At 71.9% G+C, this 21,973-nt stretch carries 17 protein-coding genes and 1 riboswitch; of the genes, 10 read left to right on the top strand and 7 right to left on the bottom strand.

Annotated features, from left to right (window positions below; all coding sequences use genetic code 11):
* Positions 1–15: 15 nt before the first annotated feature.
* From AB0937_RS24480 to AB0937_RS24465, 4 genes are all read right to left on the bottom strand, one after another.
* Positions 16–696, bottom strand: a complete 681-nt coding sequence (locus AB0937_RS24480; RefSeq protein ID WP_234846544.1) for a response regulator — start codon at positions 694–696, stop codon at positions 16–18.
* Complete coding sequence (locus AB0937_RS24475) at positions 696–2,369, bottom strand: sensor histidine kinase (protein ID WP_366714312.1); 1,674 nt, start codon at positions 2,367–2,369, stop codon at positions 696–698. Before AB0937_RS24475 ends, AB0937_RS24480 begins: the two co-directional genes overlap by 1 nt.
* A gap of 196 nt (positions 2,370–2,565) precedes the next feature.
* On the bottom strand, positions 2,566–3,510 hold the full coding sequence (locus AB0937_RS24470; protein WP_366714311.1) for a sucrase ferredoxin: 945 nt from the start codon (positions 3,508–3,510) through the stop codon (positions 2,566–2,568).
* A 53-nt stretch (positions 3,511–3,563) separates the two neighbouring features.
* Positions 3,564–4,823, bottom strand: a complete 1,260-nt coding sequence (locus AB0937_RS24465) for a citrate synthase (RefSeq protein WP_366714310.1) — start codon at positions 4,821–4,823, stop codon at positions 3,564–3,566.
* 110 nt (positions 4,824–4,933) lie between these two features.
* Here AB0937_RS24465 and AB0937_RS24460 point away from each other — a divergent pair, with 110 nt between their 5' ends.
* Both AB0937_RS24460 and AB0937_RS24455 read left to right on the top strand, forming a co-directional pair.
* Positions 4,934–6,091, top strand: a complete 1,158-nt coding sequence (locus AB0937_RS24460) for a citrate synthase (protein ID WP_366714309.1) — start codon at positions 4,934–4,936, stop codon at positions 6,089–6,091.
* Positions 6,092–6,291: 200 nt separating this feature from the next.
* Entirely contained in the window at positions 6,292–7,392 is a 1,101-nt protein-coding gene (locus AB0937_RS24455) for a GTP-binding protein (protein ID WP_366714308.1), read from the top strand.
* Here the strand turns inward: AB0937_RS24455 and AB0937_RS24450 are convergent.
* The gene (locus AB0937_RS24450; RefSeq protein WP_366714307.1) at positions 7,389–9,845 is read right to left on the bottom strand and encodes a DNA topoisomerase IV subunit A; all 2,457 of its coding nucleotides are present in this window, start codon (positions 9,843–9,845) and stop codon (positions 7,389–7,391) included. The genes AB0937_RS24455 and AB0937_RS24450 overlap by 4 nt on opposite strands.
* A 348-nt stretch (positions 9,846–10,193) precedes the next feature.
* Between AB0937_RS24450 and AB0937_RS24445 the strand changes: the two genes are divergently transcribed.
* From AB0937_RS24445 to AB0937_RS24430, 4 genes are all read left to right on the top strand, one after another.
* Positions 10,194–11,537 (top strand): pitrilysin family protein, encoded by a 1,344-nt coding sequence (locus AB0937_RS24445; RefSeq protein WP_366714388.1) that lies wholly within the window; start codon positions 10,194–10,196, stop codon positions 11,535–11,537.
* The gene (locus AB0937_RS24440; protein WP_366714306.1) at positions 11,534–12,922 is read left to right on the top strand and encodes a pitrilysin family protein; all 1,389 of its coding nucleotides are present in this window, start codon (positions 11,534–11,536) and stop codon (positions 12,920–12,922) included. The genes AB0937_RS24445 and AB0937_RS24440 overlap by 4 nt, the downstream gene beginning before the upstream one ends.
* Before the next feature lie 192 nt (positions 12,923–13,114).
* A riboswitch (cyclic di-AMP (ydaO/yuaA leader) is annotated at positions 13,115–13,279 on the top strand.
* A gap of 12 nt (positions 13,280–13,291) precedes the next feature.
* Complete coding sequence (locus AB0937_RS24435; protein WP_366714305.1) at positions 13,292–14,080, top strand: M23 family metallopeptidase; 789 nt, start codon at positions 13,292–13,294, stop codon at positions 14,078–14,080.
* 233 nt (positions 14,081–14,313) lie between these two features.
* Entirely contained in the window at positions 14,314–15,009 is a 696-nt protein-coding gene (locus tag AB0937_RS24430) for a GntR family transcriptional regulator (RefSeq protein WP_366714304.1), read from the top strand.
* Positions 15,010–15,205: 196 nt separating this feature from the next.
* Here the strand turns inward: AB0937_RS24430 and AB0937_RS24425 are convergent, their stop codons facing one another.
* A complete protein-coding gene (locus tag AB0937_RS24425; protein ID WP_003993478.1) occupies positions 15,206–15,487 on the bottom strand; it encodes an HPr family phosphocarrier protein in 282 nt (93 codons plus the stop codon).
* A gap of 178 nt (positions 15,488–15,665) precedes the next feature.
* On the opposite strand from AB0937_RS24425, the gene AB0937_RS24420 reads away from it, so the two are divergent.
* The 4 genes from AB0937_RS24420 to AB0937_RS24405 all read left to right on the top strand — a co-directional run bounded on the left by AB0937_RS24420 (position 15,666) and on the right by AB0937_RS24405 (position 21,053).
* On the top strand, positions 15,666–18,500 hold the full coding sequence (locus AB0937_RS24420) for a GNAT family N-acetyltransferase (RefSeq protein ID WP_366714303.1): 2,835 nt from the start codon (positions 15,666–15,668) through the stop codon (positions 18,498–18,500).
* A gap of 51 nt (positions 18,501–18,551) precedes the next feature.
* Positions 18,552–19,139, top strand: coding sequence for a DUF5998 family protein (locus AB0937_RS24415; RefSeq protein ID WP_170320912.1), 588 nt, complete (start codon positions 18,552–18,554; stop codon positions 19,137–19,139).
* A complete protein-coding gene (locus AB0937_RS24410) occupies positions 19,139–20,335 on the top strand; it encodes a nucleotide pyrophosphatase/phosphodiesterase family protein (protein WP_366714302.1) in 1,197 nt (398 codons plus the stop codon). The genes AB0937_RS24415 and AB0937_RS24410 overlap by 1 nt, the downstream gene beginning before the upstream one ends.
* Positions 20,336–20,402: 67 nt before the next feature.
* A complete protein-coding gene (locus AB0937_RS24405; protein WP_366714301.1) occupies positions 20,403–21,053 on the top strand; it encodes a thymidine kinase in 651 nt (216 codons plus the stop codon).
* Between the two features lie 22 nt (positions 21,054–21,075).
* Here AB0937_RS24405 and AB0937_RS24400 read toward each other — a convergent pair whose 3' ends face one another.
* Positions 21,076–21,879, bottom strand: coding sequence for a VOC family protein (locus AB0937_RS24400; RefSeq protein WP_366714300.1), 804 nt, complete (start codon positions 21,877–21,879; stop codon positions 21,076–21,078).
* Between the last annotated feature and the right edge of the window lie 94 nt (positions 21,880–21,973).

The following is a 21,973-nucleotide window of genomic DNA, read 5'->3' as shown; positions in this document are numbered from 1 at the left end:
ACCAGGACTGCCGTCCTACCCGCGGGTCGCCCACACGTAACGGTGTTCCGGGCGGCCCGCGTCGCCGTACTTGAGGGTGAGCCTGGCCCGTCCTGTGCGCTCCAGGAGCTTCAGATAACGCTGGGCGGTCTGACGGCTCACCCCGGTCCGCTCGGCGATCTCCAGGGCGGACAGGGGTCCCTCCGCATGCATCAAGGACTGGCGGACCAGCTCCGCGGTGGTGGGGGAGTGACCCTTGGGCAGGTCCGGCTCCGACGGTGCCGACAGCGCGCCGAAGATGCGGTCGACCTCGGCCTGTTCCGCCTCCCCGCCCCCGTCCAGGGTGCGGCGCAGCTCCGCGTAGGCCTCCAGCTTGCCGCGCAGGCCGGCGAAGGCGAACGGCTTGACCAGGTACTGCAGAGCGCCGTGCCGCATCGCCGCCTGCACGGTGGAGACGTCCCGGGCCGCCGTCACCATGATCACGTCGGTCTGGTCGCCGCGCCGTCGCATCTCCTGGACGACCTCGAGCCCCGTGGCGTCCGGCAGGTAGTGGTCCAGGAGCACCAGGTCCAGCCGCGGCAGCGTCTCCAGCCGGTGCAGCGCTTCCGCGGCGCTGTGGGCCTCACCGGCGACATGGAAGCCCGGCACCTTCTCCACGTAGGCGGCGTTGACCCGCGCGACTCTCACGTCGTCGTCCACGACCAGGACCTCGATCATCACGACTCCTTCTCGGCGGTCTGCGTAGCTGCAGGCACGGTCAGCACGGCCGGTTCCGGGCCGGACTCGGACAGCGCCTCGGGCAGGACGACGGTGAACTCCGCACCTCCGCCGTGTGCTTCGCCGACGGTGGCGCTGCCACCCTGTCGTTCGGCCAGCCTGCGTACCAGGGAGAGTCCGATGCCCCGCTCGCGGTGGGCCGGGGGCTTCTTCGTGGACCATCCCGTGGTGAAGATCAACTCCCGGTGCTCCGGCGGGATCCCCGGCCCCGTGTCCCGCACCCTGAGGACCACCGTGCGCCCCTCGGCGCGCAGTTCGACCTCCACGCGCGCGTGTGGCTCTCCGGCGACGGCGTCGAGGGCGTTGTCCACCAGGTTGCCCACGACCGTGACGAGACCCTGGGGGTCGACCAGCCGGTCGGGCAGCCGGGTCCGGTCCGACACCCACAGGGCGACGCCCCGCTCGGCCGCGACGGTCGCCTTGCCGACCAGCAGGGCGGCGAGCAACGGGTCCTCGATCCGTTCGGTGACCTGTTCCGCGGTGGCCCGGTGGTCACCGACCACCTCGCCGACGAACTCGACGGCATCGTCGTACATCTCGAGTTCGAGCAGCCCCAGAAGCGTGTGCATACGGTTCGCGTGCTCGTGGTCCTGGGCGCGCAGGGCGTCGATCAGGCCGCGGGTGGAGTCCAGCTCGCGGCCCAGCTGCTCCAGCTCGGTGCGGTCGCGCAGGGTGGCCACGGCACCGCCGTCGTCGGTGGGCATGCGGTTGGCGACCAGCACCCGCTGGCCGCGCACCGTGAGCAGATCCGTGCCGGTGACCCGTCCGGCCAGCACATCGGCCGTACGCCCCGTGCCGAGCGCCTCGTCGGGGGAGCGGCCCAGCACCGCCTCCCCGATGCCGAGCAGGCGCTGTGCCTCGTCGTTCACGAGGCGGATGCGGCCGGTGCGGTCCAGGGCGACGACGCCCTCCCGGATGCCGTGCAGCATCGCCTCACGTTCGGACAGGAGCGCCGCGATGTCCGAGAACGCCAGGTCCCTGGTCTGCCGCTGGACCCGCCGTGAGATGACCCACGCGGCCAGCGCGCCCACGGCCAGGGCACCGCCGGCGTACGCCAGGAGCCCTGGGATGGCGTGGATCAGCCGGGCCCGGACGCTGTCGTAGGCGATGCCGACCGAGACCGCGCCGATGACGCTGCCGTCGCTGTCGCGCAGCGGCACCTTGCCCCGGGCGGAGCGGCCGAGGGTGCCGCTGTCGATCTCCATGACCTCCTTGCCGGCCAGGGCCTGGCCGGGGTCGGTGGAGACGATGCCGCCGATCTGCTGCGGGTCGGTGTGCGACCAGCGCACGCCCCGCCAGTCCATCACCACGATGTACTGGGCCTGGGTGGCCTTGCGGATCCGTTCGGCTTCCCGCTGGACCGGGCCGTTCGGCGAGGGTGGGGTGTCCCGCAGGTCCTTCGCGAGGTCGGGCAGTTGCGCGGTCGTCTGCGCGATCGCGAGGGCGCGGCGCATGGCCTGGTCGTCCAGCTGGTTGCTCAGGGGCGCGAGGAACAGCCCGGTGGCCAGCACCGCGACCCCCGCGGCGATCACCACCTGCATCAGCAGCACCTGTGAGAAGACCCTCCGGGGCAGGCCGAGGCGCAGGCGGCGTGCGGGGGGAGTGCGGCTCATACCCACGACCGTACGTGCGGACGGCTACCTGCCCTAGACGGGTGTGGCGTGGATCTCCAGATCAATGTGGGCAAGCAGGGGCGTCAGGTCCTCAACGGTGGCGTCCATGCTTGACGAGGACATCAATACTTGATCGCGGCGTCCATGCCACCAACCGGCAGCGGTAGCCCTGCGCCTCGCAGCAGAAGCCCGGCCGTCAGCCGGCCAGTGCCGTCGCGAGTCGCAGCTCGCGCACCGCCACCACGTCCATCCGAGCGGGCGAACCGAGCACGGACGCCCCGCAACTCTCCGGGCGGGGCGGCAGACCCGCGCTCTGTGCCACGTCGACCTGCCAGCGGCGTCCGTCGGTGTGGGCGACGGTCACCTCCCAGCGCTGGGCGGCGCCAGCCGTTCGGACGACGCTCAGCGCCTCCGCGGTGAATTCGCCGATCCTGGTGCGCACGGCGAGTTCAGCAGCCTGGCCGGGCCGGTCCCAGGCCGAGCTGCCCCGGCACGCCTCCACGACGATGCGCCCCTCCCGGGCGCCGTGCAGGACCTCCTTGAGGGAGTGGGCCTCGGCCCGGCCGTACGCGTATCCGTACGGCAGCACGAGCGCCGTGGGGGAGAAACGGTGACCACCCAGATGGGTGACCTCCCAGACACCCTCGACCCCGGACGTCGCCAGCTCGGCCGCGAGGGGACGGCCGAGGAGGGCACAACAGCGGTCACGCTTGCCATTGGTGCAGACGAGGGCCAGCGGGCCGCCCTCGTGGGGCCGGCCGCCGAGCAGCGCGTCGAACGTGCGGTGGTCGCCCCGGCCCAGCGCCGCGAAGTCGAGGCCGAGCAGCTGCCCGGGGTCCGAGGTCGAGGCGCTGTGCAGCCACACATTCCCCGGGACCACGTGCGCCACGTAGACCCGGCGCATGGCGGGCATGCGGCGGTCCGCGTGGCGCCCGGGGCGGCGGATGAGCGCGATCCGCACGCCCGTGTCCTTGGCGGCCGACTCCAGGGCACGCCCCAGGGCGGGGTCCAGGTGGCTCGAGGTGAGCGCCTTGGCACCCCACGGACCGGGCTGTTCCAGCAACAGCCAGGTCCTCGCGATGGCCGCGGTTCCCGAAACGGGCTCGTCGAAGTCCCGGGAGACGCTTGAGCACGTACTCACAGAGGTGAGCCTAACCTGACTTGGGTCGTGGCGGCCTCCGGCCCCGGCCCGCTCTACTCCGGCAGTGGCTGAGGAGGCTTCGGACCTGCGTAAAGACCGCTCGGCCGCATCCGCAGCGGCCGTTCGCCGTACTCCTCCAGGGCATGGGCGATCCAGCCCGCCGTGCGGGCCACGGCGAAGATCGTCTCGCCTGCGGTCGGGGCCATGCCGCACGAGGCGGTGAGCACCGCGAGCGCCAGGTCCACGTTGGCGTGCAGGGAGGTGTGGCGGGCGGTGGTCTCCACGATGTCGCGGGCGGCGAGGAGAGCCGGTTCCGCGCGGGGGATCCGCTCCAGGAGGGTGAACAGGGCACGCGCGCGTGGATCCTCACCGGGGTAAAGCCGGTGTCCGAGGCCCGGGATACGGCGTCCGGCGCGCAGTTCGTCCGCGATCACGGGGGCCGCGTCGCCCTGTTCGAGGACGTCCTGCAGCAGCCGGTGGGCGAGCCCGCTGGCCGCGCCGTGGAGCGGGCCCTCGATCACCCCGAGCCCCGCGGAGACCGCCGCGTAGGCATGGGCACGGGCCGACGCGGCGACCCGCACCGCGAGGGTGGAGGCGGCCAGGTCGTGGTCGACGAGGAGGGCGAGTGCCGCGTCCAGGGCGCGCAGGGAAGCCTCGTCGGGGTCCTTGCGCATCGACAGCCTGCTCCACAGGCGGTGCGCCAGCGGGCCCTCGTCGAGGCGGTGGCGCCCGGCCGGAGGCAGCGCGTCGACGAGCGTGGGGATGAGGGCGCGCGCGGTGCCGAGCACGGCGTCCTCGGACAGGTCGAACCGCAGGGGGTCGGCGGTCGCGGCGGCGATCGTCGCCACACGCAACAGGTCCGTGGGAGCGGCGTGTTCGGGCAGTGCGTCGACGGCACGGCGGGCGACGGCGACGGAGGCCGCGGGCGCGGTGAACGTGCTGCCCGGGACCATGCGCCCCGTCCACAGCCACTCGGCGACCTCCTCGTAGGTGTGCCGTGTGGCCAGCTCGACCGCGTCGACCCCGCGGAAGAAGTAGCGGTCGCTCTCGATGAGTGTGATGCGGGTGCGTACGGACAGCTCGCCGCCCGAGCCGGAACCACCTGCGCTGTCCCGCCTGTTGCGCCGGGCGAGGGCCTCGACCTCCGTGGCGTCGAAGGTGCTGCCGCGTCCGCCGCTCACCCGACGGCTGCTGAGCTGGCCGCGGCTCACGTACGCGTACACGGTCTCCGGCTTCACACCGAGCAGCTCGGCGGCCTCCTTGGTGCTCAGCCGTCGTTCCGCACCGAGGGGGGCGGGTTCTTGATCGCGCATGGGGGCCACCGTATCCGTCCAGCTAAATATTGACTCATATATTGATCCAATCAATATTGACAGGATTAAAGTCAACCATGGACAGTCAAATCAAGTCCAGGGAGGAACTCATGCCCGACAACAGGTCAGCCACCCTTCTCGAAGCGCCTCGGGGTCTCGCCGGAGTCGTCGTCACCGACACCCGCATCGGTGACGTCCGCGGACTGGAGGGCTTCTACCACTACCGGCAGTACTCGGCCGTCGACCTCGCGCGGAGCCGCGGTTTCGAGGACGTCTGGCATCTCCTCGTGCAGGGTGAGCTGCCGGATGCCGGGCGCAGCGCGGCCTTCGCGGCCGAGACCGCCGCGCTGCGCAGGCTGCCCGACGAGGTGCGAGCGGCACTGCCCGCCATCGCGGCGGCCGGCGGACGTTCCGGTCCGCTGGCCGGGATGCGTACGGCCCTGTCGCTGCTGGGCGCGGCGAAGGGGTTCCGCCCCGTGTACGACATCGACGCCGACCGGCGCCGCCAGGACACGATCGAGGTGTCCGCAGCCGTTCCCACACTGCTCACGGCGCTGCACCGGCTGGGCAGGGGCCTGGAACCGCTGGAGCCGCGCGAGGACCTGTCCTACGCGGCGAACTACCTGTACATGTTGACGGGTTCGGTGCCCGCCGAGCCGCACGCACGGGCGATCGAGCAATACCTGATCTCAACCATTGATCACGGATTCAATGCGTCAACCTTCACGGCCCGGGTCATCGCCTCGACAGGCGCGGACGTGGCGGCGTGCCTGGCCGGGGCGGTGGCGGCGCTGTCGGGTCCGTTGCACGGGGGCGCGCCCAGCCGGGCGCTGGACACCCTGGACGCCATCGGCACACCGGACCGTATCGAGCCCTGGGTACGTCAGCGGGTGCTCGCCGGTGAACGCATCATGGGGTTCGGGCACGCGGTCTACCGCACGGAGGACCCGCGGTCACGAATGCTGCGCGAGGTCGCCCAGGGGTTCGGCGGACCGAGGGTGGACTTCGCCGTCGAGGTCGAGCGCCGGATCGAGGCCGTCCTGGCGGAGCTGAAGCCCGGCCGGGAACTGCACACCAACGTCGAGTACTACGCGGGCGTGGTCATGGAACTCTGCGGTCTGCCCCGCGAGATGTTCACCCCGACCTTCGCCGCCGGGCGGGCGGTGGGCTGGAGCGCCAACATCCTGGAGCAGGCGGAGGACACGAAGATCATCAGGCCGGCGGCACGGTACGTGGGGCCGGAGGCGCCGGCGCCTGTGCCCGCCTGAGGCGTCCATATCCGGGTTACGGGGGAGCGCCGCCCCCAAGTGCCCGGGGAGGGTCAGCCCGAAGGCGCGGAGGCGGGCGAGCACAGTCGTTCGCCTCGGCGTGGATCTCACGGCTCGTATTCTGGGGCGGCATCCCCATCCCCCCACGTGTGCCGGGAACGCGAGCCGGTGCACGCGTCGGCGCGAGAAAGGTCGCAACGGTGAGCCAGCCGAGCCCGCACCCGCAGCAGATCCCGGTCGTCGTCCTGGCGGGATTCCTCGGCTCGGGGAAGACCACCCTGCTCAATCACCTCCTGCACCGCAGCGGTGGCAGCCGTATCGGGGCCATCGTCAACGACTTCGGGGCGATCGAGATCGACGCCATGGCCGTGGCGGGAGCGCTCGGCGACTCGACGGTCTCCCTCGGCAACGGCTGTTTGTGCTGCGCCGTCGACGCGAGCGAACTGGACCAGTACCTGGAGCGGCTCGCGGAGCCCTCCCTCGGCATCGACGTCATCGTGATCGAGGCCAGTGGTCTCGCCGAGCCGCAGGAGCTCGTGCGGATGCTGCTGGCCAGCGAGCACCCGGGAGTCGTCTACGGCGGGCTCGTCGAGGTCGTCGACGCCGCCGAGTTCGACGACACTCGGAGCCGGCACCCCGAGATCGACCGGCACCTCGCGCTGGCCGACCTCGTCGTGGTCAACAAGCTTGACCGGGCGGTGGACGGCGAGCGCGTCCTCGGGCTGGTGCGGTCCCTCGTGGACCGGGCCGCCGTCGTCCCGGCCACCTACGGCCGGATCGACCCCGAGTTCCTCTTCGACTGCCGGCCGAGCGAGGAGCGCATCGGACAGCTGTCCTTCGACGACCTGCACGAACACGGCCCCGACGGGAGCGAGGACCACACGGGCGCGGACCACGCCGGGCACCTGCACACCGCCTACGACAGCCTGTCGTTCGTCTCGCCCGAGCCGCTCGACCCGCGCCGGCTGATGACGTTCCTCGACAGCCGGCCCGAGGGGCTGTACCGGATCAAGGGCTACGTCGGCTTCGGGCCGTACGACCTCAGCAACCGCTACGCCGTCCACGCCGTCGGGCGCTTCCTGCGCTTCTACCCCGAGCCCTGGCCGGCCGGCGACGAGCGCCTCACCCAGCTCGTCCTCATCGGCTCCGGCATCGACGCCGCCGCTCTCGGCAAGGAACTGGAGGCGTGCGAGAACGACGCCCCGCACGCCGCCGACGAGCACGGCATGTGGGGCGTCCTGCGGTATGTGCGCCATCCCGAGGAGGACGGCGCCGACCCGGGCTGGACCGACCCGGTCTAGACCGGCCCGGCCACGACCGCCACCGTCTTCGCAAGGGAGACTCCCGAGCCGTCGCGGCGCGGGTCGATCTCCGGGAGCTCGGCCGGGGTGCCGTTCTTCTGCGCCGCCAGGGCCGGGGCAGGGCCCGCCCAGGCCAGAGACAGGCAGTCCTCGCCCTTCAGGAACCGCTGGCAGCGGACGCCGCCGGTGGCGCGGCCCTTGCGCGGGTACTGGTCGAACGGGGTCAGCTTGGCCGTCGTCTGTACGGAGTCGTCCAGGGTGCCCCGGGAGCCCGCGACGGTGAAGACGACGGCGTCCACGGCCGGGTCCACCGCCGTGAACGAGATGACCTTCGCGCCCTCGGCGAGCTTGACGCCCGCCACACCGCCGGCCGGACGGCCCTGCGGGCGGACCTGGGCCGCCTGGAAGCGCAGCAGCTGTGCGTCGTCGGTGATGAAGACCAGGTCCTCCTCGCCGGTGCGCAGCTCGACCGCGCCGACGATCCGGTCGCCCTCCTTGAGAGTGATCACCTCGAGCTCTTCCTTGTGGGCCGGATAGTCCGGCACCACGCGCTTGACGACGCCCTGAGCCGTGCCCAGCGCCAGGCCCGGCGACGCTTCGTCGAGTGTGGTCAGACAGACCACCGTCTCGTCGTCCTCCAGGGAGACGAACTCCGCCAGTGGAGCCCCGCCCGCGAGATTCGGTGACGGCAGCGACTCGGGAAGCTGGGGCAGGTCGATCACGTTCAGCCGCAGCAGCCTGCCCGCGGAGGTGACCGCGCCCACTTCGCCGCGGGCCGTGGCGGGCACCGCCGAGACGATCACGTCGTGCTTCACGCGCTTGGCGCCGGCGTCCTCCGCGAACGGCTCGCCGTTCGCCGTGCGGGCCAGCAGGCCGGTGGAGGACAGCAGAACCCGGCACGGGTCGTCGGCCACCTGCAGCGGCACGGCCGCCACCGGGGCACCGCCCGACTCCAGCAGGACCGTACGACGGTCGGTGCCGAACTTCTTGGCGACCGTGGCCAGTTCCGAGGAGACCAGCTTGCGCAGCTCCGCGTCCGAGTCGAGGATCCGGGTCAGCTCCTCGATCTCCGCGGTGAGCCGGTCCTTCTCGGCCTCCAGCTCGATGCGGTCGTACTTGGTGAGACGGCGCAGCGGCGTGTCCAGGATGTACTGCGTCTGCACCTCGCTCAGCGAGAACTGTTCCATCAGGCGCTGCTTGGCCTGCGCGGAGTTCTCACTGGAGCGGATCAGGCGGATGACCTCGTCGATGTCGAGCAGGGCCGTCAGCAGACCCTCGACCAGGTGCAGGCGGTCGCGCTTCTTGCCGCGGCGGAACTCCGAGCGCCGCCGTACGACGTTGAAGCGGTGGTCGAGGTAGACCTCAAGAAGCTCCTTCAGGCCCAGCGTGAGCGGCTGGCCGTCGACCAGGGCCACGTTGTTGATGCCGAAGGACTCCTCCATCGGCGTCAGCTTGTAGAGCTGCTCCAGGACCGCCTCCGGCACGAAGCCGTTCTTGATCTCGATCACCAGACGCAGGCCGTGCTCGCGGTCGGTGAGGTCCTTGACGTCGGCGATGCCCTGGAGCTTCTTCGAACCGACCAGGTCCTTGATCTTGGCGACGACCTTCTCGGGGCCGACCGTGAACGGCAGCTCCGTGACGACGAGGCCCTTGCGGCGGGCCGTCACGGGCTCCACCGACACCGTCGCCCGGATCTTGAAGCTGCCGCGGCCGGACTCGTAGGCGTCCCGGATGCCGGACAGGCCGACGATGCGGCCGCCCGTCGGCAGGTCGGGGCCCGGGACGTGCTTCATCAGGGCGTCGAGATCCGCGTTGGGGTGCCTGATGAGGTGGCGGGCGGCGGCGATGACCTCGCGCAGGTTGTGCGGCGCCATGTTCGTGGCCATGCCGACCGCGATGCCCGAGGCGCCGTTGACCAGGAGGTTCGGGAAGGCGGCGGGCAGGGCCACCGGCTCCTGCTCCTGGCCGTCGTAGTTGGGGTTGAAGTCGACGGTGTCCTCGTCGATGGACTCCGTCATCAGGCTGGTGGCCTCGGCCATCCGGCACTCGGTGTACCGCATGGCGGCCGGCGGGTCGTCGTTGCCCAGCGAGCCGAAGTTGCCGTGGCCGTCGACCAGCGGGACCCGCATCGAGAAGGGCTGGGCCATGCGCACGAGGGCGTCGTAGATCGACGCGTCGCCGTGCGGGTGCAGCTTGCCCATCACCTCGCCGACCACGCGGGCGCACTTGACGTATCCCCGCTCGGGGCGCAGGCCCATCTCGCTCATCTGGTAGACGATGCGGCGGTGCACCGGCTTCAGGCCGTCGCGTGCGTCCGGCAGGGCGCGGGAGTAGATGACCGAGTACGCGTACTCGAGGAAGGAGCCCTGCATCTCGTCGACGACGTCGATGTCGAGGATCCGCTCCTCGTACGAGTCGTCGGGCGGCGGGGTCTTCGTGCTGCGGCGGGCCATCGCTGCCGGCTCCTTCTGTTTCCTGGTCGCTCGCCTACGGGCACTGATGCCGGTGATGAGAGGCCGATCGTGCTCAAGCCTTCGGGCCTCCGCGCGCTCGCCCTCTCATCACCGGCGCGCCCTTCGGCTCGCTCATGCTGAAGCGTGAACGAGAACTGACGCCGACCATTGTGGACCGCCGCACTGACAACCGGGACCGCGACCCGGTCCGGGGCACATCTCGTGCTGCCGGGACAAGGTCGCCGCCGGGAACTTCTCCAGGGCTCCGCACGCTTGCATACAGTGGCAGGACCGGCAGAAAACCGCGGTCTGAACAACCGCTCAGCGATCGAGGGGACGTACATGCCCATGGGTCACACGGCCACAGCCCAGGCAGGCTCCGGGGGCCTGACAGCGACCGAGCACCGCCTGGCCAACGGCCTGCGCGTGGTGCTCTCCGAGGACCACCTGACCCCGGTCGCGGCGGTGTGTCTCTGGTACGACGTCGGCTCACGCCACGAAGTCAAGGGACGCACCGGCCTGGCTCACCTTTTCGAGCACCTGATGTTCCAGGGATCCGCGCAGGTCAAGGGCAATGGTCATTTCGAGTTCGTCCAGGGTGCGGGCGGCTCGCTGAACGGCACGACCAGCTTCGAGCGGACCAATTACTTCGAGACCATGCCCGCCCACGAGCTGGAGCTCGCCCTCTGGCTCGAGGCCGACCGCATGGGTTCGCTGCTGACCGCGCTCGACGACGAGTCGATGGAGAACCAGCGCGACGTCGTCAAGAACGAGCGCCGCCAGCGCTACGACAACGTCCCCTACGGCACCGCCTTCGAGAAGCTGACGGCCCTCATGTACCCGGAGGGCCACCCCTACCACCACACGCCGATCGGCTCGATGGCCGACCTGGACGCGGCGACCCTGGAGGACGCGCGCGCCTTCTTCCGCACTTACTACGCGCCGAACAACGCCGTGCTCTCCGTGGTCGGTGACATCGACCCGGAGCAGACCCTCGCCTGGATCGAGAAGTACTTCGGCTCCATCCCCGGCCACGACGGCAAGCCCGCCCCCCGCGACGGCTCGCTGCCGGAGACGATCGGCGAGCAGCTGCGCGAGGTCGTCGAGGAGGAGGTCCCGGCCCGTGCCCTGATGGCCGCCTACCGGCTGCCGCACGACGGCACGCGCGCGTGCGACGCGGTCGACCTGGCCCTCACCGTCCTCGGCGGCGGCGAGTCCTCCCGCCTGTACAACCGGCTCGTGCGCCGCGACCGTACGGCCGTGGCGGCCGGCTTCGGCCTGCTGCGGCTCGCCGGGGCGCCCTCCCTGGGGTGGCTGGACGTGAAGACGTCCGGTGACGTGGAGGTTCCGGTCATCGAGACCGCCATCGACGAGGAGCTCGCCCGGTTCGCCGAGGAGGGCCCCACGGCCGAGGAGATGGAGCGCGCCCAGGCCCAGTTGGAGCGCGAGTGGCTGGACCGGCTCGGCACGGTCGCGGGCCGCGCCGACGAACTGTGCCGGTACGCCGTGCTGTTCGGCGACCCGCAGCTCGCCCTGACCGCCGTCCAGCGCGTGCTGGAGATCACGCCGGAGGAGGTCCAGGAGGTCGCCAAGGCCCGCCTGCGGCCCGACAACCGTGCGGTCCTCGTCTACGAGCCGACCGCCCCCGAAGCCCCCGCCGACCAGGACGAGAACGAGGAGGCGGCCCGGTGACCGAGCTCGCCACGATGGACTTCCACCCCCGGCCGCAGGCGGGCGACGCCAAGCCGTGGGCTTTCCCCGCCCCAGAGCGCGGTGCGCTCGACAACGGCCTGACGGTGCTGCGCTGCCACCGTCCCGGCCAGCAGGTCGTCGCCGTGGAGGTGCTGCTCGACGCCCCCCTGGACGCCGAGCCCGCCGGCCTCGACGGTGTGGCCACGATCATGGCCCGGGCGTTCTCCGAGGGCACCGACAAGCACTCCGCCGAGGACTTCGCGGCCGAGCTGGAGCGTGCCGGCGCCACCCTCGACGCGCACGCCGACCATCCCGGCGTCCGGCTCAGCCTGGAGGTGCCGGCCTCCCGGCTCGCCAAGGGGCTGGGGCTGATCGCCGACGCACTGCGGGCGCCCGCCTTCGCCGACAGCGAGGTCGAGCGGCTGGTGAACAACCGCCTCGACGAGATCCCGCACGAGCTGGCCAACCCCTCCCGGCGTGCCGCGAAGGAGCTCTCCAAGGAGCTGTTCCCGGCGGACTCCCGCATGTCGCGGCCGCGGCAGGGCACCGAGGAGACCGTCGCCGCGATCGACTCCGCGGCCGTACGGGCTTTCTACGAGAAGCACGTCCGTCCCGCCACCGCCACCGCGGTGGTCGTCGGCGACCTCACCGGCATCGACCTCGACGCCCTGCTCGCGGACACGCTGGGCGCCTGGACGGGCTCCCCGGCCGAGCCGCGGCCCGTGCTGCCGGTGACCGCCGACGACACCGGCCGGGTCGTCATCGTGGACCGCCCAGGCGCCGTCCAGACGCAGCTGCTGATCGGCCGGATCGGTCCGGACCGGCACGACCGCGTGTGGCCCGCGCAGGTGCTCGGCACGTACTGCCTGGGCGGCACCCTCACGTCGCGCCTGGACCGCGTCCTGCGCGAGGAGAAGGGCTACACCTATGGCGTCCGGGCGTTCGGCCAGGTCCTCAGGTCCGCCCCGGACGGCACCGGTGCCGCGATGCTCGCCATCAGCGGTTCCGTCGACACGCCCAACACCGGCCCCGCCCTGGAGGACCTCTGGACGGTGCTGCGCACCCTGGCAGCGGAGGGCCTGACCGACGCCGAGCGGGACGTCGCCGTGCAGAACCTGGTCGGCGTGGCGCCGCTGAAGTACGAGACGGCGGCGGCCGTCGCGAGCACGCTGGCCGACCAGGTCGAGCAGCACCTGCCGGACGACTACCAGGCCACGCTGTACCGGCAGCTCGCCGCTACCGGCACCGTGGAGGCCACCGCGGCGGCCGTCAGCGCCTTCCCGGTGGACCGTCTGGTGACCGTCCTCGTCGGTGACGCGGCGCAGATCAAGGCGCCCGTGGAGGCCCTCGGCATCGGCGAAGTCACCGTCGTCACCGCTGAGTAGCCGCACGCGCGTGCAGGGGCCCTGGTTGTCTTCCACGGCACCAGGGCCCCTTTATGCCCGAATTGGTATGGGAGTTGCCTGTCTGCCCTGTGGGATGCGCTACAAAAGCCGGGATCCGTTTGGGAATTGAAAGCGGCGCCGCTTAGCGTCATCCGGGCTGTTCGTCAGGCAGTGCGCCGCGCCCGCGGCACCGGACAGTCATCGCCGAGTCCCCGTACGGCGCGAGCCAGGGGAGCCGGGGACCCACCGCAGTCCCTGGGGTGAATCGGACGCCCGCGCGTACCGCGAGGGAGTCCGTAGGAGACCTTCCTGCTCCGAACCCGTCAGCTAACCCGGTAGGCGAGAGGGAAGGAAAGGATCAGCCACCACATGGCGTTCACTCGCGCCACCGGGAAGCACCGTCGTCCCAGCAGGATCCAGCGCGGCACCGCCCGCGCGGCGGGCGTCGCGGCCCTCGCCACCACCGGCGTGATCGGCACCGTGGCGGCCCCCGCGGCCTTCGCCGCCGAGCCCAGCGCGGAGCAGACGGGTCTCACCCCGGTCGTCACCATGGGCGACACCGTGGCCCAGCAGATCGACGCCCAGGCCGTCGCGCAGCAGCAGGCCGCCGACGAGGCCGCCGCCAAGCAGAAGGCCGAGGAGGCCGCCCGCAAGCGGGCCGCCGAGGTGGCCGAGAAGGCCAAGGAGGCGGCCGAGAAGGCCCGTGCGGCCAAGGAGCGCGCCGCCCGCGAGGCCGAGCGCAAGCGTCTCAACGCCTTCGTGTCCCCGATCTCCGGCTCGTACGTCTCCACCGCCTACAAGGCCAGCAGCGGTCTGTGGTCCTCCGGCAGCCACACCGGCGTGGACTTCCACGCCGCCAGCGGCACCTCCGTCCACGCGGTCGGCATGGGCGAGGTCGTCGAGGCCGGCTGGGGCGGCTCCTACGGCAACAACATCGTGATCAAGATGAACGACGGCACCTACACCCAGTACGGCCACCTGTCGTCCATCAGCGTCTCGGTCGGCCAGAAGGTCACCCCCGGCCAGCAGATCGGCCTGTCCGGTGCGACCGGCAACGTCACCGGCCCGCACCTGCACTTCGAGGCCCGAACGAGCCCCGAGTACGGCTCCGACATCGACCCGGTCGCCTACCTCCGTTCGCACGGCGTCAGCCTCTGACCGGAACCTCATCGCCGTTCCCGAAAGCCCCGGCTCCCCGAGCCGGGGCTTTCGGCGTTTGCGGCCTCCGGACGGCTCCCGGGGCGGTCCTCAGGGATGGCTCCTCGGACGTCCGCTGTCCAAAAAATATCCATGGATTCCCGCTTGCCGTCGGAAATTCCCGCTCATTGCAATAGAGTCACGGAACACGCGCCGCTCGCCGGCGTTTCACGGGGATTAAGCGGAGGTCGGTCATGCGTATTCCCGCGCACTCGGTGTGCACTGCCATCCGGGACGACATCGTCGCGGGGGTCCACGCGCGCGGCAGCCGGCTCACCGAGGAACTCCTCGCACGCCGCTACGGCGTCTCGCGTGTGCCCGTCCGGGAGGCGCTGCGCACACTGGAGGCCGAGGGCTTCGTGGTGACCCGCAGGCACGCGGGTGCATGCGTGGCCGAACCCACCGAGCAGGAGGCTGCCGACCTGCTGGAGATGCGGATGCTCCTGGAGCCGCTCGGCGCGGCCCGGGCCGCCCAGCGCCGTACCGAGGCGCATCTGAAGGTCCTGCGCGGCCTGGTCCGGCTGGGTCAGGACCGGGCCCGCCGCGGCACCGGCGACGACCTGCGCTCCCTGGGCGTGTGGTTCCACGAGACGCTCGCCCAGGCCTCCGGCAGCCCCGCCCTGACGTCGATGCTGACCCAGCTCCGCCACAAGATCGCGTGGATGTACACCGTGGAGGCGCCGCTCAGCCCGGTGGAGTCCTGGACGGAGCACGGCGCGATCGTGGATGCGGTGGCGCGCGGGGACGGCGAGCGCGCGCGGGCGGTCACGGCGCTGCACGCCGAGCGCGCGGCCGGGGCGCACCGCCTGCGTATCGGCTCCGCCGGGGAGCGCGCCGACCGTGTGAGGAACTCGCAACATGCCGTCAACACGGCGAGCCTGCGGCATTAACACGGAAGCCGTATACAAAGAGAGGGTAATTCTCGGGGTTCCTCGGGTGCGCTCGGTTATTCCCGGGCTTCTCGAGGGTTTATTTCGGCTGCCCGGACACGGAATTACTTCTGCCTGTCGACCGGTAATGGCGAAGGGCTCGCCCGGTGAATTCGGACGAGCCCTTCAGTGTGCGCCGGACAGGGCGCCGGGGAAATCACACGGTCTCGGGCAGTTCCTCGAGACCCTCGGAGACCAGCTTCGCCAGCCGGTCGAGGGCGGCGTCCGCGCCCTCGGCGTCGGAGGCGAGGACGATCTCCTCGCCTCCCTGGGCGCCGAGGCCCAGGACGGCCAGCATCGAGGCCGCGTTGACGGGGTTGCCGTCAGCCTTGGCGATCGTCACCGGGACGCCTGCGGCCGTGGCGGCTCGGACGAAGATGGAAGCGGGGCGGGCGTGGAGGCCCTCGGCCCAGCCGACGTTGACGCGGCGCTCAGCCATGTGTTGCTGCCCTTCGGTGTTCAGGGTTGTCTAGACCAGTTTCCCATAACGTGAAGCCACCCGGAGCGGTTCTCTCGGTCCACTCCGCAGGTGCCGTCGGATCGCGGCCTCGACCCGACTGACGCCCTCCACAGACTGCCTCGCGCCGTTGTCAGGCGCTAGCCGTACTCTGGGGCCCATGCAGACCTCGCCGGACCGGCACGAGTATCCCGCCCACTGGGAAGCCGACGTGGTGCTGCGCGACGGAGGCACCGCGCGCATCCGGCCCATCACCGTTGATGACGCCGATCGCCTGGTCAGCTTCTATGAGCAGGTCTCCGACGAGTCGAAGTACTACCGCTTCTTCGCGCCGTACCCGCGCCTGTCCGCCAAGGACGTCCACCGCTTCACGCACCACGACTTTGTGGACCGGGTGGGACTCGCGGCCACGGTCGGCGGCGAGTTCATCGCCACCGTACGCTACGACCGGATCGGCGCGGACGGAACGCCCGCGTCCGCACCCGCCGACGAGGCCGAGGTCGCCTTCCTCGTGCAGGACGCCCACCAGGGCCGCGGAGTCGCCTCCGCCCTGCTCGAACACATCGGAGCCGTAGCCCGCGAGCGCGGCATCCGCCGTTTCGCCGCCGAGGTGCTGCCCGCCAACACCAAGATGATCAAGGTGTTCACGGACGCCGGCTACACCCAGAAGCGCAGCTTCGAGGACGGCGTCGTCCGTCTGGAGTTCGACCTCGAACCCACCGACCGCTCCCTCGCCGTGCAGTACGCGCGCGAACACCGCGCCGAGGCGCGCTCCGTGCAGCGGCTGCTGGCCCCCGGCTCGGTCGCCGTCATCGGTGCCGGCCGCACACCCGGCGGCGTGGGCCGCAGCGTCCTCGGGAACATCCGGGACGCCGGTTACACCGGCCGCCTGTACGCGGTGAACAAGGCCCTCCCCGAGGGGCACAAGGAGCTCGACGGCGTGCCCGCCCACCGTTCGGTGCGGGACATCGACGGCCCGGTCGACCTCGCGGTCGTCGCCGTACCCGCCGAGCACGTCCCCGAGGTCGTCACCGAGTGCGGCGAACACGGCGTGCAGGGGCTGGTCGTGGTCTCCGCCGGGTACGCCGAGAGCGGCCCCGAGGGGCGCGAACGCCAGCGCGCCCTGGTGCGGCACGCGCGCACGTACGGCATGCGGATCATCGGCCCGAACGCCTTCGGCATCATCAACACCTCCCCGCAGGTACGCCTCAACGCCTCCCTCGCCCCCGAGGTGCCGCGCCCCGGCCGGATCGGTCTTTTCGCCCAGTCAGGCGCCATCGGCATCGCCCTGCTGTCCAGGCTGCACCGGCGCGGCGGCGGCGTCACGGGCGTCACCGGCGTCTCCACCTTCGTCTCCTCCGGCAACCGCGCCGACGTCTCCGGCAACGATGTCCTGCAGTACTGGTACGAGGACCCCGACACCGACGTCGTCCTCATGTACCTGGAGTCCATCGGCAACCCCCGCAAGTTCACCCGTCTCGCCCGCCGGACGGCCGCCGCCAAGCCCCTGGTCGTCGTCCAGGGCGCGCGGCACGGCGCCGCTCCCCAGGGGCACGCCGTCCGGGCGACCCGGCTCCCGCACGCGACCGTGTCGGCGCTGCTGCGGCAGGCCGGCGTCATCCGCGTCGACACCATCACCGAGCTGGTCGACGCGGGCCTGCTCCTCGCCCGCCAGCCCCTGCCCGCCGGGCCCAGGGTGGCGATCCTCGGCAACTCCGAGTCACTCGGCCTGCTGACGTACGACGCGTGCCTGGCCGAGGGCCTCAGGCCGCACCCCCCGCAGGACCTGACCACGGCGGCCTCCGCGGCCGACTTCCACGCGGCCCTGTCCCACGCGCTGGCCGACGACCGGTGCGACGCCGTCGTCGTCACCGCCATACCGGCGGTGGGGGAGGGCTCGGTCGGCGACGCGGCCCTCGCGCAGGCCCTGCGCTCGGCATCGGCTGCGGCTCCGGCCAAACCGGTCCTGGTGGTCCACGTGGAGCTCGGCGGCCTCGCCGAGGCCCTGTCGGCGGCGGCCAGCACCGCACCTCAGGCCGTGGCGGAGGCCGCTGACGTCCCACGCCCGGCACCCACGGGACGACGCACCCCGGCCCCGGATGTCCCGGTCGACGCCGAGGCCACCGAGGACACCCACCTGATCCCCGCCTACCCCGCCGCCGAGCGCGCCGTCCGGGCACTCGGCCAGGCGGTCGCGTACGCGCAGTGGCGGCGCGACGCCGCCGACCCCGGCAAGGTGCCCGAGTACGACGACATCAACGAGAAGGGTGCCGCGGCCCTGATCGAAGGCCTGCTCGCGCGCGGGCAGGGACTCACCCTCGGCACGGACGAGACCTGCGACCTCCTCGGCCACTACGGTGTCCAGGTCCACCGCGCCCTGCCCGCCCCGACCCCCGACGCCGCCGCGGAAGCCGCCCGCACCCTCGGCTATCCCGTCGCCCTCAAGGCCACCGCCCCGCACCTGAGGCACCGGGCCGACCTGGGCGGCGTCCGCCTCGATCTCGCGGACGAGGACCAACTGCGCCGCTCGTACGCCGAGTTGACCGAGCTGTTCGGTGCGCCGGAGGAGCTGCGGCCGGTGGTGCAGCGGATGGCACCGCGTGGCGTGGACGTCGTCGTACGGGCCGTCATCGACCCCGCGGCCGGAGCGGTGCTCTCCTTCGGGCTGGCCGGGGCCGCCTCGCAACTGCTCGGTGACACGGCGCACCGGCTGATCCCGGTCACCGACCGGGAGGCGACCTCCCTGGTGCGCTCGATCCGCACCGCCCCGCTGCTGTTCGGCTGGCGCGGTTCCGCACCGGCCGACACGCGGGCCCTCGAGGAGCTGCTGCTGCGGGTGTCCCGGCTGGTCGACGACCACCCCGAGGTCGTCGCGGTCACCCTGGAGCCCGTCGTCGTCGCCTCGCACGGCCTGAGCGTCCTCGGTGCCTCGGTCCGCCTCGCACCCCCTCCCGCCCGCGACGACCTCGGCCCGCGGACGCTCCCCGCGTACTGACAGCAGGCGACCTGTCCCTCGCAGTCAGTGGTCCCCCGTAGGATGGGCGTCATGGCCAAGACCAGTACGACGACCCAGGGGCTGCGGGCGGCGATCGAGCGCAGCGGCTACTACCCGGCCCTCGTGGCCGAGGCGGTGGAGGCCGCCGTGGGCGGCGAGCCCATGCGGTCGTACCTGGTCCACCAGGAGACCACGTTCGACCAGAACGAGGTGCGGCGGCACGTGACGGTGCTCGTCCTCACGGACACCCGCTTCATCGTCAGCCACACCGACGAACAGGCCGCCGACAGCACCTCCCCGACGCCGTACGCCACCACGTCGACCGAGTCCGTGAAGATCGGCCGCATCTCGTCGGTCGTGGTCAGCCGCGTGGTCGCCAACCCCGAGTCGTACAAGCCGGGGACGCTGCCCCGCGAAGTCGTCCTGACCATCGGCTGGGGTGCCGTCTCCCGCATCGACCTGGAGCCGGCCGCCTGCGGCGACCCCAACTGCGAGGCGGACCACGGCTACACCGGCAACTCGACGGCGGACGACCTCAGCCTGCGCGTGAGCGAGGCCGGGGACGGACCGGAGACCGTGCGGGAGGCGCTCGCCTTCGCGCAGGCCCTTTCCGAGGCGACCGCGGACACGACCCGCTGATGGCGCAGCCCCAAACGGCGTGGGACCAGCACCCCGAACCGCTCACCGTCGCCTCCGCCCCGGCCCCCGAGTACGGCAGCGGATCACTCGCCGACCTCCTGCCCACCCTGGCCGCCGGCCTGGGCGTTCCGGACATGAGCGCCACGATCACCGAGCTGACCCCCGCCGACCGGAACTGCGTGTTCCTGATCGACGGCCTCGGCTGGGAGCAGCTTCGGGCGCACCCCGAGGACGCCCCCTTCATGACGTCCCTGCTCGCCACCTCCCGCGGTGGCACCGGGCGCCCGCTCACCGCCGGCTACCCGGCGACCACGGCGACCTCCCTCGCCTCCGTCGGGACCGGTCTGCCCCCGGGCGCGCACGGCCTGCCCGGCTACACCGTCCGCAACCCCGACACCGGCGAGCTGATGAACCAGCTGCGCTGGCAGCCGTGGACCCCACCCGGCCCCTGGCAGCCGTACCCCACGGTCTTCCAGCTGGCGCACGCGGCCGGGGTGCACGCCGCGCAGGTCTCGTCCCCGACGTTTGAGAACACCCCGCTGACCAAGGTCGCGCTCAGTGGAGGAACCTTCCTCGGGCGGCTGTCCGGCGAGGACCGCGTGGACCTGGCGGCCGAGCAACTGGCCGCGGGCGACCGCTCCCTGGTGTACACCTACTTCGCCGAGGTCGACGGTGCCGGCCACCGCTACGGCGTCGACTCCGACACCTGGCGCGGCCAGCTCATGTACGCCGACCGCCTCGTCCAGCGCCTGGCCGAGCAACTGCCGCCGCGCAGCGCGCTCTACGTCACCGCCGACCACGGCATGATCGACGTGCCCTTCGACGAGCAGCACCGCATCGACTTCGACGAGGACTGGGAGCTGAGCGCCGGTGTCGCCCTGCTGGGTGGCGAGGGCCGCGCCCGGCACGTCTACGCGGTGCCCGGCGCGGCGAACGACGTCCTGACCTGCTGGCGTGAGGTGCTCGGCGAGCAGTTCTGGGTGGCCTCACGCGACGAGGCCATCGCCGCGGGCTGGTTCGGCCCACGGATCGACGAACGGGTGTACGCCAGGATCGGCGACGTGGTCGCGGCCGCCCGGGACGACGTCCTGCTCATCGCCTCCGAGCGGGAGCCGAAGGAGTCGGCGATGGTCGGCAACCACGGTTCGATGACCCCCGCCGAGCAGCTGGTCCCCCTGCTCGAAGTACGCTCCTGAGACAGCCCCACCCGAGCCCGCCTCGGCCCCGCCCCGTCCTCCCACGCCGAAAGGTGCTCAACTCCACATGCCCGAGCTGGTGTTCTTCTGCGGAACGATGGACTGCGGGAAGTCGACGCTGGCTCTCCAGATCGAGCACAACCGCTCGGCGCGCGGCCTGCAGGGCATGATCTACTCGCGTGACGACCGCGCCGGCGAGGGCAAGCTGTCCTCCCGCCTCGGCCTGGTGACCGACGCGGTGGAGGTCGGGGACGGACAGGACCTCTACGGCCACCTGGTCGACCACCTCTCGCAGGGCGGCCGCGCCGACTACGTGATCGCCGACGAGGCGCAGTTCCTCGCACCGGAGCAGATCGACCAACTCGCGCGCGTGGTGGACGACCTGGGCCTCGACGTCTACGCCTTCGGTATCACGACCGACTTCCGCTCCAAGCTGTTCCCCGGCTCGCAGCGGCTGGTGGAACTGGCCGACCGGGTAGAGGTCCTCCAGGTCGAGGCCCTGTGCTGGTGCGGAGCCCGTGCCACGCACAACGCCCGCACGATAGGCGGGGTCATGGTCGTCGAGGGCGCCCAGGTGGTCGTCGGCGACGTCACCCACTCCGCCGACGAGGTCGGCTACGAGGTCCTGTGCCGGCGCCACCACCGCCGCCGGATGACCGCGGCGACGTCCCGTGCCGCGGCCCTGTCCCCGGACGTGCTGCCGATGACGTCCGCCTGACCCGCGGCCGGCGCGCCGTACGTCAGCTCGGCCGTTGCAGCAGTGCGAACCGCGCCCCTTCGGGGTCGGCCACCTGTGCCACCCGCCCGTGGGCGGTGTCGTGCACCGGCTCGAGGACCTGCCCGCCGAGGCGGACGAGGTGGGCCGAGGCGTCGTCCGCGTCGGCCACCTGGAAGTACGTGACCCAGTGCGGTCCCCGGTCGCGGGGCAGGGCGTGGCCCAGGCCGTGGATTCCGGCGACGGGTTCGCCGTCGAGGTGCAGGGACACGTAGTCGACGTCGGCGGAGACCACCGGCTCCTCCTCGTAGCCGAACACCGTGCGGTAGAACTTGGCGACACCGGCCGACTCGAAGGTCAGCAGCTCGTTCCAGACGGGGGTGCCGGGAACCCCCGCGATGGCGGTGCCGAGGCGCGCGGCGGCCTGCCAGATGCCGAAGACCGCGCCCGAGGGGTCGGAGCCGATGGCCAGACGGCCGGCGTCGGCTGCGTCGAGGGGGCCCACCCCGATCGTGCCGCCGCGACTGCGCACCGTCTCGGCCGTCAGATCGGCGTCATCCGAGGCGAAGTAGGGCGTCCAGGCGATGGGCAGGTGGCGGTCCGGGGGAAGCCGTCCGATGCCGGCCACGTCGCGCTCGTCCAGCAGGGCGCGCACATACGGGCCGAGCTGCTGGGGGCCCGGCCGGAACTCCCAGCCGAACAGCGCTCCGTAGAACTCCTCGGTCGCGTCCGGGCCGTGCACCATCAGACTCACCCAGCAGGGCGCGCCGGGCACGTGCCGAGCGGGTGTGTCGCCGTTCGGCCCGGCGGACCCCCGTGCGTCGGTCATGGTCACTCTCTTCTCGGCCTCGCGGTGGCCGTGCTCTCCGCAGCCTGGTGGGGCGGCCCTGTGGGGCGTCCCATGTCCGGGAGAATGCCCGATG

This window comes from Streptomyces sp. NPDC047880, from assembly GCF_040706515.1.
Classification (GTDB): domain Bacteria; phylum Actinomycetota; class Actinomycetes; order Streptomycetales; family Streptomycetaceae; genus Streptomyces.
Note: the sequence above shows the minus strand (reverse complement) of the source record. Positions and strands in the feature narration are given on the sequence as shown.

Coding starts and splice junctions, on each gene's coding strand:
- AB0937_RS24480 (WP_234846544.1), bottom strand. CDS start 696: ATGATCGAGGTCCTGGTCGTGGACGACGACGTGAGAGTCGCGCGGGTC.
- AB0937_RS24475 (WP_366714312.1), bottom strand. CDS start 2,369: ATGAGCCGCACTCCCCCCGCACGCCGCCTGCGCCTCGGCCTGCCCCGG.
- AB0937_RS24465 (WP_366714310.1), bottom strand. CDS start 4,823: ATGCGCGATCAAGAACCCGCCCCCCTCGGTGCGGAACGACGGCTGAGC.
- AB0937_RS24460 (WP_366714309.1), top strand. CDS start 4,934: ATGCCCGACAACAGGTCAGCCACCCTTCTCGAAGCGCCTCGGGGTCTC.
- AB0937_RS24450 (WP_366714307.1), bottom strand. CDS start 9,845: ATGGCCCGCCGCAGCACGAAGACCCCGCCGCCCGACGACTCGTACGAG.
- AB0937_RS24445 (WP_366714388.1), top strand. CDS start 10,194: ATGGGTCACACGGCCACAGCCCAGGCAGGCTCCGGGGGCCTGACAGCG.
- AB0937_RS24435 (WP_366714305.1), top strand. CDS start 13,292: ATGGCGTTCACTCGCGCCACCGGGAAGCACCGTCGTCCCAGCAGGATC.
- AB0937_RS24430 (WP_366714304.1), top strand. CDS start 14,314: ATGCGTATTCCCGCGCACTCGGTGTGCACTGCCATCCGGGACGACATC.
- AB0937_RS24425 (WP_003993478.1), bottom strand. CDS start 15,487: ATGGCTGAGCGCCGCGTCAACGTCGGCTGGGCCGAGGGCCTCCACGCC.
- AB0937_RS24420 (WP_366714303.1), top strand. CDS start 15,666: ATGCAGACCTCGCCGGACCGGCACGAGTATCCCGCCCACTGGGAAGCC.
- AB0937_RS24415 (WP_170320912.1), top strand. CDS start 18,552: ATGGCCAAGACCAGTACGACGACCCAGGGGCTGCGGGCGGCGATCGAG.
- AB0937_RS24410 (WP_366714302.1), top strand. CDS start 19,139: ATGGCGCAGCCCCAAACGGCGTGGGACCAGCACCCCGAACCGCTCACC.
- AB0937_RS24405 (WP_366714301.1), top strand. CDS start 20,403: ATGCCCGAGCTGGTGTTCTTCTGCGGAACGATGGACTGCGGGAAGTCG.
- AB0937_RS24400 (WP_366714300.1), bottom strand. CDS start 21,879: ATGACCGACGCACGGGGGTCCGCCGGGCCGAACGGCGACACACCCGCT.